Genomic DNA, 12,492 nt, shown 5'->3' with positions numbered 1-12,492 from the left:
AATTCAGGAGACATAAAATGTTGACGCCAGCGGATAAATTTCAAGAGATACGCGATGCGGTACGCGCATTGTGCGCAGAATTTCCACCCGAATATTTTCGCCGTATCGACCAGGAGCGCGGTTATCCGGAGCAATTCGTCGACGCGCTGACCAAGGCCGGCTGGCTGGCTGCGCTGATCCCGCCGGAATACGGCGGCTCCGGCCTGGGCCTGACCGAAGCCTCGGTGATCATGGAAGAAATCAACCGCTCGGGCGGCAATTCGGGGGCCTGCCACGGCCAGATGTACAACATGGGTACGTTGTTGCGGCACGGCTCGGAGCGGCAGAAAAACGAATATCTGCCCAAAATCGCCAGCGGGGAATTGCGGCTGCAGACCATGGCCGTGACCGAGCCTTCGACCGGCACAGATACCACGAAAATCAAGACCACCGCCGTCAAAAAAGGCGACCGCTATGTGATCAACGGTCAAAAGGTCTGGATTTCACGGGTGCAGCATTCCGACCTGATGATTTTGCTGGCGCGCACCACGCCGCTGGCAGAGGTAAAGAAAAAATCCGAGGGCATGTCGATTTTCCTGGTCGATCTGCGCGCAGCCATCGGCAACGGCCTCACGGTGCAACCGATCCTGAACATGGTGAACCACGAGACCAATGAACTGTTCTTTGAGAATCTGGAAATCCCGGCAGAAAATCTGATCGGCGAAGAAGGCAAGGGATTCAAGTACATCCTCGACGGCCTGAATGCGGAACGCACGCTGATCGCCGCCGAATGCATCGGCGACGGCTACTGGTTTATCGACAAGGTGACCAAATACGTCAACGAACGGATCGTCTTCGGGCGGCCAATCGGCCAGAACCAAGGCGTGCAGTTCCCGATCGCGAGAGCCTACATCAACCTCGAAGCCGCCAACCTGATGCGCTACAAGGCGTGCGAATTGTTCGATGCGCATCAGCCGTGCGGCACCCAAGCCAACATGGCGAAACTGTTAGCGGCCGACGCATCGTGGGAAGCCGCCAACGCCTGCCTGCAATTTCATGGCGGCTTCGGCTTTGCGCATGAATACGACGTCGAGCGCAAATTCCGCGAAACCCGGCTGTATCAGGTCGCACCGATCTCGACCAACCTGATCCTGTCGTATGTCTCCGAGCATGTGCTCGGCCTGCCGCGCTCATTCTGAACGCACTCCTACTTGAGAGACAACATCATGCGACCACTGGACGGCATTACCGTCGTTACCCTCGAACACGCGATTGCGGCGCCGTTCTGCACCCGCCAACTGGCCGATCTCGGCGCGCGCGTGATCAAGGTCGAGCGCCCCGGCGTCGGCGATTTTGCCCGCGCTTACGATGAACGGGTACGCGGACTGGCTTCGCACTTCGTCTGGACCAACCGTTCCAAGGAAAGCCTGACACTCGACGTCAAGCATGCAGAAGCCGGCAGCATTCTGGTGCAGTTGCTGGAAAGCGCCGACGTGCTGGTGCAAAACCTCGCGCCCGGCGCTGCTGCCCGTCTAGGTTTGTCATATGAAGCGCTACGCGAAAAATTCCCGCGGCTGATCGTCTGTGACATTTCCGGCTACGGCGCAAACGGCCCTTATCGCGACAAGAAGGCGTACGACTTATTGATCCAGAGCGAATCGGGTTTCCTGTCGATTACCGGCTCACCGGACGAACCGGCCAAGGCCGGCTGCTCGATCGCCGACATCGCCGCCGGCATGTATGCGTACACCAACATCCTGGCCGCACTGATTCAGCGCGGCAAAACCGGCCAGGGTTGCAATATCGACGTATCGATGCTGGAAAGCATGGTCGAGTGGATGAGCTATCCGCTGTACTACGCGTTCGATGACGCCACGCCGCCGCCGCGTGCCGGTGCCGCGCACGCGACGATTTATCCTTACGGCCCCTTCACGGCCGGTGATGGCAAGATCGTCATGCTGGGGCTGCAAAACGAGCGCGAATGGCGGCTCTTTTGCGACAAGGTATTGCTGCAGCCGACGCTGACCGATGACCCGCGTTTTTCATCCAATTCGCAACGCACCGCGGCGCGCCAGGAATTGCGCGCGATCATCATTGATGCATTTTCCACACTCAGCGCCGAGCAGGTGATCGAACGGCTGGACGCCGCCCAGATCGCCAACGCAAGGATGAACGACATGCATGACTTGTGGCAACACGCGCAACTGAAAGCGCGGGAGCGCTGGGTGGAAATCGATACCCCCGCGGGGAAAATTCCGGCCTTGCTGCCGCCCGGCGTGCCCAATACCTACAATTCGCGCATGGATGCGGTGCCCGCTCTGGGGCAGCATACCGATGCGATCCTGGGCCAGCTCGGTTACGACACTGCCGCGATAGCCGACTTGCGCTCGCACAATGCCATTTGATAACGCGTCAGAAAGAACAGACCCATGACTGATCACCCAAGTAAAACCCTCGCCAGCTTCGCAGCGAATTTGCGCTTTGAAGATATCCCGGAACCCGTGGTGCGGCGCGCCGAAGACCTTTTCCTCGACTGGATTGGTTCCGCCTTGGCCGGCAAAGGCGCACGTCCGGTAGAAACCATCAACTGGTTTTCCCAGCAAATGGGGCCAGCCACCGGCAGCTCCGAAATCCTGATCTCGCGCCGCCATACGACGCCGCTGTTCGCCGCCATGGTCAACGCCGCATCGTCGCATTTTGCCGAACAGGACGATGTCCACAACGGCTCAGTGTTTCATCCGGCCGCCGTGGTGTTCCCGGCAGTGCTGGCGGTGGCGCAGTCGATTGGCAGTTCCGGACGCGATTTGCTCACTGCGGCAGTGGCTGGCTATGAAGTCGGGATACGCGTGGGCGAATTCCTCGGCCGCTCGCATTACAAAATCTTTCACACCACCGGCACCGCAGGCACTGTCGCTGCCGCAGCAGCGGTGGGCCGCCTGTTGCAACTGACGCCGGAACGGATGCTGGATGCTTTCGGCTCGGCCGGCACTCAGGCAGCCGGCCTGTGGGAATTTTTACGCGATGCGGCCGATTCGAAGCAACTGCATACGGCCAAGGCCGCAGCGGATGGCTTGACGGCTGCCTACCTCGCAAGCCAGGGTTTCACTGGCGCCAAACGGATTCTCGAAGGCGCGCAAGGCATGGCTGCCGGCATGTCGACGGACGCCGATCCAAGCAGGCTCACCGATGGTCTGGGTACGCGCTGGGCACTGGCCGAAACCTCATTCAAATTTCACGCGTCCTGCCGCCACACCCATCCGGCGGCCGATGCGCTGCTAAAAATTATCGTCGAACACAATTTGCTGCCGGAGCAGATCGCGCGCGTTACCGCGCATGTCCATCAGGGTGCGATCGACGTATTGGGGCCGGTGCAGAACCCGCAAACTGTCCATCAGGCGAAGTTCTCGATGGGCACGGTGCTTGGGCTGATCGCGCTAGTCCGGCGCGCCGGCGTAAATGAGTTCGAAACCATGTTCAACGATCCGCGCATCGTAAGCTTCCGAAACAAGGTCGCCATGGTGCTCGATCCCGAAGTCGATCAAGCCTACCCATCGCGCTGGATCGGCAAGATCACGCTGGAAACCGACGATGGCCGGATACTACAGAGCCGCATCGATGAACCGAAAGGCGATCCGGGCAACACGCTGACCCGCGCCGAACTGGAACAAAAGGCGTTGCGACTGGCAGAGTTCAGCGGTGCGGCCACGGTGGCGGAGATGAACGCCGCGTTCCAGCGCATCTGGAATCTGGCGCATATCGATAAGATCGAAAATTTCTTCGGAAGATAGACATGCAAACCACGATTGCCCGTTCCTACCTGTTCGTCCCAGCCAACCGCCCGGAGCGTTTTGCCAAAGCCTGCGCTGCCGGGGCTGATGTCGTGATTGTCGATCTGGAAGACGCGGTTCCTCCCTCCGAAAAGATTGCGGCACGCAGCGCGCTGGTGGCGTGGCTGTCGCCCGCGCAATCGGTGCTGGTGCGCATCAACAGTGCAGACAGCGCATGGTTTCTGGACGACCTCGCGCTGTGCGCGCTTGCCGGCGTCAGCGGCATCGTGCTGCCGAAAGCCGAGCAGCTCGATCAGCTCGAAGCCATCGCGGCGCTACGGCCTGATGCCGTGATTTTGCCGCTGATAGAAACTGCCCGGGGATTTGCGAATGCCGACCAGATCGCCCGGCATCGTTGCGTGCAGCGGTTGATGTTTGGCGCGATCGATTTCCAGCTCGATCTCGGCATTGACGGCGATACCGATGCATTGCTGTATTTCCGCTCGCAGCTGGTGCTGTTGTCGCGCCTGGCCGGAATTCAGGCCCCGGTGGATAGCATCACCACCGCAATCAACGATTCCGAACAGCTCCGTGCCGATACCTTGTACGCCCGTCGCCTCGGCTTCGGCGGCAAGCTTTGCATCCATCCCAGCCAGATCGATCCGGTCAATCGCTGCTTTTGCCCCAGCGCGGAAGAAGTTGTCTGGGCGCAGCGCATTCTGGCGGCGGCAAATGCTGCGCAGGGCGCTGCCGTCGCGGTCGACGGCAAGATGGTGGACCTGCCGGTGATGCGCAAGGCGCAAGGAATCATCGACGAGACAACACACAGAATGGGATAAAAGAAGTCAATCCCGACCAACCCGAATTTGCAGTAAAACGTCATGTTGCAAGACTAAGAATCTGTCGCACGACACCCATAAAAACTAAGGAGACAACCATGCATAAAACCCATCCGATCCTGGCCGGCCTGTTCGCACTCACGCTCTGCGCCGGCGCACTGGCGCAACAGCCGATCGTCATCAAGTTCAGCCATGTGGTAGCCAACGATACGCCAAAAGGCCAGGGCGCCGAGCGCTTCAAGGAACTGGCCGAGAAAGCCACCAGCGGCCGCATCAAGGTTGAGCTGTATCCGAACAGCACGCTCTACAAGGACAAGGAAGAACTGGAGGCGCTGCAACTCGGCGCAGTGCAAATGCTGGCGCCATCCTTGTCGAAGTTCGCACCGCTTGGAATCAAGGAATTCGAATTATTCGATCTGCCCTACATTTTTCCCGGCAAGGATGCTCTGAATCGGGTAACCGAAGGTCCGATCGGCAAGAATCTGTTCAAGAAACTTGAATCGAAAAATATCGTTGGGCTGGCTTATTGGGACAACGGTTTCAAGCAGATGACGTCGAATAAACCGATGCACAATCCGGGCGATCTGAAAGGGCTGAAAATGCGCATCCAGTCGTCCAAGGTACTCGACGCTCAGATGCGCGCACTCGGCGCCAACCCGCAAGTGATGGCATTTTCCGAGGTCTATCAGGCCTTGCAGACCGGCGTGGTGGATGGCACGGAAAACACGCCGTCCAATATCTACACGCAAAAAACACATGAAGTGCAAAAGCATCTGACAGTCTCGGATCATGGCTATATCGGTTATGCGGTGATCGTCAACAAGAAGTTCTGGGACACCCTGCCAGCTGACATTCGTACCGCCCTCGAAGGTGCGATGAAAGAAGCCACCAAGTACACCAACGCCATCGCGCAGCAGGAAAACGACAAGGCGCTGGACAATATCCAAAAATCCGGCAAAACCACCATTTATGCGCTGAATGCGAAAGAAAAATCGGAATGGCGCAAAGCGCTGTTGCCAGTGCAGAAAGATATGGAAGGACGCATAGGAAAAGACCTGATCAGTGCCGTCAACAAGGAATCTGCGGCACTGGGATATAAGTAACTGCGAAGTAACAGCAAAGTAACAGCAAGGACCGCCAACCGCATCCAGCAGCTTGGGATTGCACAAGTGCCGGATGCGGAATTTTCAATCAGGATACCCGCCATGCACATCACGATTCCCGACATCAACCAGGTATGCGAAGAGCATCTGCTGTATGCGAGCCTGCTGCCGGAGCAGGCGCGCATTCTTGAGCTGGGTTGCGGCAAGGCGGAGAAAACTCGCGCCATCGCCAAAGAGGACAAGGTCGCTTACCTGCTGGCGCTTGAAACCGACGCAATCCAGCATGCGATCAATCTGACTTGCGCCGATCTGCCCAAAGTACAGTTTGCGTTAGGCGGCGCAGAAGCCATTCCCGCCGCAAACGCCAGCTTCGATATCGTGATGATGTTCAAATCCCTGCACCATGTCCCACTGGAAAAACTCGATTTAGCCCTGGCGGAAATCCACCGGGTCCTGAAACCGGGCGGGCTGGCATACATTTCAGAGCCGATATTTGCCGGCGAATATAACGAAATACTCCGATTGTTTCATGATGAAAGCATGGTGCGGCAAGCGGCATTCGCCGCCGTCGAACGCGCGGTTGCTGCTGGGCAGTTCGAGCTGGTTGAGCAGAAATTCTTTTTATCCAAGGTGCGCTATCGCGACTTTGCGCAGTTTGAAGATAAGGTAATCAAGGTAACCCACACGCAGCACCAATTGACGGCAGCGCTCCAGGCAGAAGTCCGCGGCAAATTCAACGCCAACATGACTGCGGACGGCGCAAGATTTCTCGCGCCGATTCGGGTTGACATGCTGCAAAAACCCGCTTGACGCAATAACGCTGCCGCACGATCGCTGTATCCGATCTGCGCCTCGCTCTGCGCCTAAAACGCGCCATCTGTTAGACTGCCCTCCCCTTTTATCCCTACGCCGGCGAGCACACTCATGATGGAACCCACCTCTTTTTCCAGTTTGGCCCTGTCGCCGGCAATGCTCTCCAACCTCGACAGCCTCGGTTATCACACGATGACGACGATTCAGGCCCACAGCCTGCCGCTGATTCTGGAACAGCGCGACCTGATTGCGCAAGCCAAGACCGGCAGCGGCAAGACCGCGGCGTTTGGCATCGGCATCTTGGCTAAATTGAACCCGAGCTATTTCGCGATCCAGGCGCTGGTGCTGTGCCCGACGCGCGAACTGGCCGATCAGGTGGCCAATGAGCTGCGCCGCCTGGCGCGCTTTGCCGACAACATCAAGGTGCTGACGCTGTGCGGCGGCGCGCCGATGCGCCCGCAAATGGCTTCGCTCGAGCATGGCGCACATATCGTGGTCGGCACGCCGGGACGCATCCGCGACCACATCTCGCGCGGCAGCATCAATCTGAATACCGTGCAAACGCTGGTGCTGGACGAAGCCGACCGCATGACCGACATGGGCTTTTACGAAGAAATTTCCGGCATCGTCAGCGCCTGCCCGGCACGCCGCCAGACGCTGCTGTTTTCCGCCACCTACCCGGACGATATCCGCAAGGCCAGCGCCGAATTCCTGCGCCAGCCGGCCGAAGTCAAGGTCGAGGCGCAACATGCCGACAGCCAGATCGAGCAACGCTTTTTTGAGGTCGCCTACGACGACCGCAACGCCGCGGTGGCGCGCCTGCTGCATCATTACCGGCCGGTGTCGACGCTGGCCTTCTGCAATACCAAAATCCACTGCCGCGAACTGGCGGCTGAATTGCGCGCACAGGGTTTCTCCGCGCTGGCTTTGTACGGCGAGCTGGAGCAACGCGAACGCGATGAAATTTTGCTGCAGTTTGCCAACCGCAGTTGCTCGGTGCTGGTGGCAACTGACGTCGCCGCGCGCGGCCTGGATATCCAGACGCTGGGCGCGGTGATCAACGTCGATGTATCGAAAGACACCGAAGTCCATATCCACCGGATCGGCCGCACCGGCCGCGGCCATGAATCCGGCCTGGCGTTGAGCCTGTGCGCGCCGAACGAAAAGAAGTGGGTCAAGCTGATCGAGCAATACCAGAATGGGCCGGTCAGCTGGTTCAACCTGGCGGAACTGGAGCCGGCGGCAGGTGATGTCTTGCAAGCGCCGATGGTGACGCTGTGCATCATGGGCGGCAAGAAAGACAAGCTGCGTCCCGGCGATCTGCTGGGCGCGCTGACCGGCGACGTCGGCCTGAGCAAGGACCAGGTCGGCAAGATCAATGTGTTCGAATTCATGACCTATGTGGCGCTGGAACGGCAGATTGCCGACCGGGCGGCGGCCAAACTATCCACCTGCAACATCAAGGGACGGCAATTCAAGGTGCGGTTTATTTCGGCGGTTTAAGAGCGGGCGCAAGCTGCCCGCTTGCGACTTGCGGAATAATCGGTGCTGATGCACGGCAGGGCAGCAACGCAGCAGCGCCTGCTAAAATCCTTGCCAGACCAATCACAATCAATAACATGAACGGGGCGCAGCATGAAACGTGTCATCTTCAATCAAAAAGGTGGGGTCGGAAAATCGACCATCGCAGTGAATCTGGCTGCGATTGCCGCGCATCAGGGTAAAAGAACGCTGCTGATCGACATCGATCCGCAGTGCAATTCCAGCCGCTATCTGCTGGGCGACGCCGCCCGGGAAGTCAGCCCCACGCTGGCCGGATATTTTGAACAATCGCTGAATTTCATTATCTTCCCCAAGCCGGCCAGCAACTACGTACACCAAACCCGCTTCGAGAATCTGGCGCTGATTCCATCGCACCCGGAAATCGGCGAGATGCAGTCGAAGCTGGAATCGCGCCACAAGATTTACAAACTGCGCGATGCATTGCAGGAGTTGGAGCAGGAATACGACGAAATCATCATCGATACGCCGCCCGCCTACAATTTTTTCACGCAGTCGGCGCTGATCGCTTCCGACTGTTGCCTGATCCCGTTCGATTGCGACGATTTCTCGCGCCAGGCGTTGTATACGCTGATGAACAATGTGCAAGAAATCAAAGCCGACCACAACCCGGAATTGACGATTGAGGGCATCGTCGTCAATCAGTTCCAGCCCCGCGCCAGCCTGCCGCAACGAATGGTCAACGAATTGAAGGCCGAGGGCTTGCCGGTGCTCGACAGCAAATTATCCAGTTCGATCCGGATCCGCGAATCGCACGAACAATGCCTGCCGATGATCCATCTCGATGCGCGCCATAAACTCAGCCTGGAATTTCTGGCGCTGTATCAGGAGTTGCAATCGGCTTAGTTGGCTTGGTTGCCGGAATACGGCCACTACAGATACAAGGAAGGGTATTTTTCTGTTCTGCAATGAATATATGCGGGAATGTTATCGTTTTTAAGCATACCCCAGATTTTTTAATTTATGGGCAGACTGGTTTCAGTCTATAAAAAAACCTCTCGTGCCACGGTTATGTGGCATAAAAACGCTACTAATTTGAGTGTAAATGCGTAATTCATAGGCGAATAAAAAGTCTAACGATTAGTAATAGTACTAATGGCTGTGGAGCAATCCGCAGCCATTTTTTGTTTCGAAGACAATTTCTTGTGGCCTGCCGCAATGCATTTCTTCCAGGCTTGCAGTGTCGCCTATGTTCATGGCGGTGAGGTTGTCGCTATTCAGCGTGTGCCATGACCGTCAGCAGTGCAGCGGTTGCGGTCATGGGTTTTGTATTACGCGGTTATTGACGCCGACGGCATTGGCCTTTCTCAGAGGTAATTCCGAGCGGCAGCTCCACTTCACACAGCTGCCGCTCGCCGAATTAAAACGAAAACGCTTTGGCGTTATTTTTCTCAGTGCACTCAGAGTATTGCCACGACTACAACTAGTGCTTTGTAGGCACTCTTAGTCCTGATCGTCCGAAGCAACTTCATATTCATCAGCTTGGTGATTTTGGGCCTTAACTAGGCGCATCGCGCGGCGCAATTGTAAGAACTCCCGAACGGCACCCACAGCAATTATCATGCCGATAGGGGAAAATACGATCGACGCGCTAATAGCTAACGGCACCGAAATCTTTCCTATTGTCAAGAGGAACCAAGGAGTAAATGCAAGTAGATAAAACATGATTGCGCACGTAAGGTAGGTGGCGCTTATGATATTGCGTCGCTTTTCCGTCGCGAATAGCACAGCGCTTGCGAAATCCAATTGGCGCCGTCCAAGTACCTCAAAATTCTTTAAATAACCTCTAGACGATTCATAGTCGCTTAACGCCGTTACCGGATCGCGAAGCGTCATAAGGTGTTCTATTACGGACGGGGGTAAATCTTGATTTCTGCCAATTGCCTGAAATCCTTTCTTACGAGCGAATGGATGCATCTCTGGTTTCGCTCTAAGTTCGTCAAAGAAAAGTTTCGCGAATTTGTACTCTTCACGACGCGAGTTTTTGTTCCCGTCTAAATGTTGTCTTATCGCCAGCCATAAAGTGCTGCCTCCAAAGCCGATCGTGGTGACGATTGGCACTACTTTAAGCCACTGATCAGTATTCATCTTCCCTCCAAAAAACCGTGTGCAGTATCTGCATCCTACACATTCCGAACGTTTGCGCGCCCTAGCTTTCTCAATACCATTGCACGAAAATGCTTAAGAACGACTTCTATTCTGGTACGCGAATACTCTTCATCTATTCGCGTACTTCTAACCTCATATAAACGGTTAACGCTCAGTTTCCGCGAGTGAAGTCCAATGATTTATATTATTCATAACTGTGCCCACAATGGCCCAGATGTGCTGATGAACTTCTTCTTCCGAAAAATTTTGCGCCAAACTCTACGGGATCGCCTGTTTTAGTAGGTGTCAGGACCGTCAGGAAATTATAGTCGTGAGCCAGAGTTTGGCTATCGGTCTGCTTTGGTACGTATTCTACTGTGCAACGTCCACTATTGGCCGATTGCACGCGTTCAGCATCATGGCAGAACGGCCATACGGCTTCGCGCGAAACGACGGCCGTATGACCGGCATAGACAGCGCTTGCCAGATCTCGGTCTGTTCTAAAATCTCCAGAACGTCATCTACTTTAATACCCAGGTAACGCACTGTGCTTTCCAGTTTCGTGTTACCAAGCAAAAGCTGGACGGCACGTAGGTTCTTTGTCCGCCTGGAGATCAATGTCGCTTTGGTTCGCCGCATGGTGTGCCTACCATAGATTGTCGAATTGCAGCCGATGGCTGAAACCCATTGATACTGCCATACTGCGTTTCAATTCACGGAAAAAGACACGGCTTATGTTGAAGTTCACATGTTGCGATGCGGTTCGTCAGTTTTTCTTGTCAGGCCAAACGCAGGTTTTGCGCGGTATCACGCGAGGTTACGAGCGCGAATGCTTGCGCGTGGACGCCAGCGGCCATCTGGCCCTGACCCCTCACCCCTTGGCGCTGGGCTCCAAACTCACCCACCCCTGGATTACCACCGATTACGCCGAAGCGCTGCTGGAGTTCATCACCCCTCCGTCACAAGACCCGGCGTTCCCGCTGGACTTCCTGCGCGACATTCACCGCTTCGCGGCCCGGCAAATGGGGGAAGAAATCATATGGGCTGGCTCCATGCCTTGCGTCCTGGGTGACGACAAAGACATCGCCATTGCCAACTACGGCAGCTCCAACTCCGCGATGATGAAGGCTGCCTATCGCGAAGGACTGAGCCTTCGCTATGGACGCCACATGCAAACTATTGCCGGCGCGCACTACAACTGGTCGCTGCCTGACGAATTCTGGGTGATTTTGAAAGGCTGCTGCTCGGTAACAGACAGCATGCAGGACTTTGTCAGTGAGCGCTATTTCGGATTGATTCGCAACTTTCTGCGCTTTGGCTGGTTGATTCCTTACCTGTTTGGCGCCTCGCCCGCGATTGCGCAATCCTTCTTGCAAGGCCGTAGTTCAGACCTCCAGGAGCTGGTGCCGGGCACCCTGTTCCGCCCCTACGCGACCAGTCTGCGCATGAGCGATCTGGGCTATCAGAACCGGGCGCAGGATCAATTGCACGTCAGTTTCAATTCATTGGCCGGGTACACCCAGGCGCTGGAGACTGCGATTCGCACCCCTGACCCGTTCTACCAAGAGTTGGGCGTGCGCGAAGGCGACCACTGGAAGCAACTCAACGCGAACCTGCTGCAAATTGAGAATGAATTTTATGCCGGCATCCGGCCCAAGCGCATTGGCAAGGCGGGCGAGCGTCCGGCGCTGGCCTTGGCGAAATACGGTGTCGAATACCTGGAGGTACGCCTGTTTGACCTGAACCCGTTCGTGGACATCGGCATTCTCCCCGAGCAAAGTACCTTTGCCGACATCCTGTTGCTGATGTGCCTTTTTCGCCAGAGTCCGCCCATTACGGCCCGCGAGCAGGGTGAGAACGATGAAAACAAGGCCCGTATCGTCAACCACGGCCGACAGCCTGACCTGAATTTGCTAGTGCACAACCGCGAACAACCGTTCCGCCCCATTGCACACGCCCTGTTTGACGACATGCAGCCTTTTGCCCAGATGCTGGATGTGGCCTACGGCGGCAATAACTACGCCACGACGCTGGCCAGCCTGCGCACGCGCATTGATCACCCGGAGACCACACCGTCGGCCCAGGTGCTGGCCGCTGCGAGGGAGCACAAAGGCTTCTTCAAATACGCGATGCAGCAATCCCTGCAACACCACGAGAGCTTGCTGGCCCAGCCGCTGGACCCGGCACTATTGGCAAAGTTCGAGGAAAGCGTTCAAGCCTCCTTGGCCGAGCAGCAGCGATTGGAATCGCTGCCGCAGGAGCGGTTTGAGGACTATGTGGCGAGTTACTACGCATGAGACTCGCGCTCTTGGAAAATACCCGGGCGCGTGGATAGGATGCCGT

10 protein-coding genes and 1 pseudogene are annotated in these 12,492 nt (G+C 56.6%); 9 read left to right on the top strand and 2 right to left on the bottom strand.

Translation table 11 applies throughout. The features are described from left to right. Nucleotides 1-17 precede the first annotated feature (17 nt). From FKCLFG_RS02815 to FKCLFG_RS02780, 8 genes are all read left to right on the top strand, one after another. Nucleotides 18-1,178 carry an acyl-CoA dehydrogenase family protein gene (locus FKCLFG_RS02815; RefSeq protein WP_472614716.1) on the top strand — a complete coding sequence of 387 codons (1,161 nt, stop codon included), beginning with the start codon at nt 18-20 and terminating at the stop codon, nt 1,176-1,178. Nucleotides 1,179-1,205: 27 nt separating this feature from the next. After that, complete coding sequence (locus FKCLFG_RS02810) at nt 1,206-2,384, top strand: CaiB/BaiF CoA transferase family protein (protein ID WP_472614715.1); 1,179 nt, start codon at nt 1,206-1,208, stop codon at nt 2,382-2,384. A 24-nt stretch (nt 2,385-2,408) separates the two neighbouring features. Further along, complete coding sequence (locus FKCLFG_RS02805) at nt 2,409-3,767, top strand: MmgE/PrpD family protein (RefSeq protein WP_472614714.1); 1,359 nt, start codon at nt 2,409-2,411, stop codon at nt 3,765-3,767. A gap of 2 nt (nt 3,768-3,769) precedes the next feature. Next, complete coding sequence (locus FKCLFG_RS02800) at nt 3,770-4,585, top strand: HpcH/HpaI aldolase/citrate lyase family protein (RefSeq protein WP_472614713.1); 816 nt, start codon at nt 3,770-3,772, stop codon at nt 4,583-4,585. A gap of 98 nt (nt 4,586-4,683) precedes the next feature. After that, complete coding sequence (locus FKCLFG_RS02795; RefSeq protein ID WP_472614712.1) at nt 4,684-5,688, top strand: TRAP transporter substrate-binding protein; 1,005 nt, start codon at nt 4,684-4,686, stop codon at nt 5,686-5,688. 102 nt (nt 5,689-5,790) lie between these two features. Further along, nucleotides 5,791-6,498, top strand: a complete 708-nt coding sequence (locus FKCLFG_RS02790; protein WP_472614711.1) for a class I SAM-dependent methyltransferase — start codon at nt 5,791-5,793, stop codon at nt 6,496-6,498. 117 nt (nt 6,499-6,615) lie between these two features. Beyond that, nucleotides 6,616-8,004, top strand: coding sequence for an ATP-dependent RNA helicase DbpA (gene dbpA / locus FKCLFG_RS02785; protein WP_472615775.1), 1,389 nt, complete (start codon nt 6,616-6,618; stop codon nt 8,002-8,004). A 132-nt stretch (nt 8,005-8,136) separates the two neighbouring features. Then, on the top strand, nt 8,137-8,907 hold the full coding sequence (locus tag FKCLFG_RS02780) for a ParA family protein (protein ID WP_472614710.1): 771 nt from the start codon (nt 8,137-8,139) through the stop codon (nt 8,905-8,907). Between the two features lie 597 nt (nt 8,908-9,504). Here FKCLFG_RS02780 and FKCLFG_RS02775 read toward each other — a convergent pair. Beyond that, nucleotides 9,505-10,149: a hypothetical protein gene (locus FKCLFG_RS02775; RefSeq protein ID WP_472614709.1), complete on the bottom strand. Its 645-nt coding sequence runs from the start codon at nt 10,147-10,149 to the stop codon at nt 9,505-9,507. A gap of 486 nt (nt 10,150-10,635) precedes the next feature. Further along, nucleotides 10,636-10,842, bottom strand: a pseudogene (locus FKCLFG_RS02770) (hypothetical protein); the annotation flags it as partial. A 41-nt stretch (nt 10,843-10,883) separates the two neighbouring features. Here FKCLFG_RS02770 and gshA point away from each other — a divergent pair. Continuing rightward, entirely contained in the window at nt 10,884-12,446 is a 1,563-nt protein-coding gene (gene gshA, locus FKCLFG_RS02765; RefSeq protein WP_472614708.1) for a glutamate--cysteine ligase, read from the top strand. Nucleotides 12,447-12,492 lie beyond the last annotated feature (46 nt).

The organism is Gelidimonas denitrificans (genome assembly GCF_055694065.1).
Note: the sequence above shows the minus strand (reverse complement) of the source record. Positions and strands in the feature narration are given on the sequence as shown.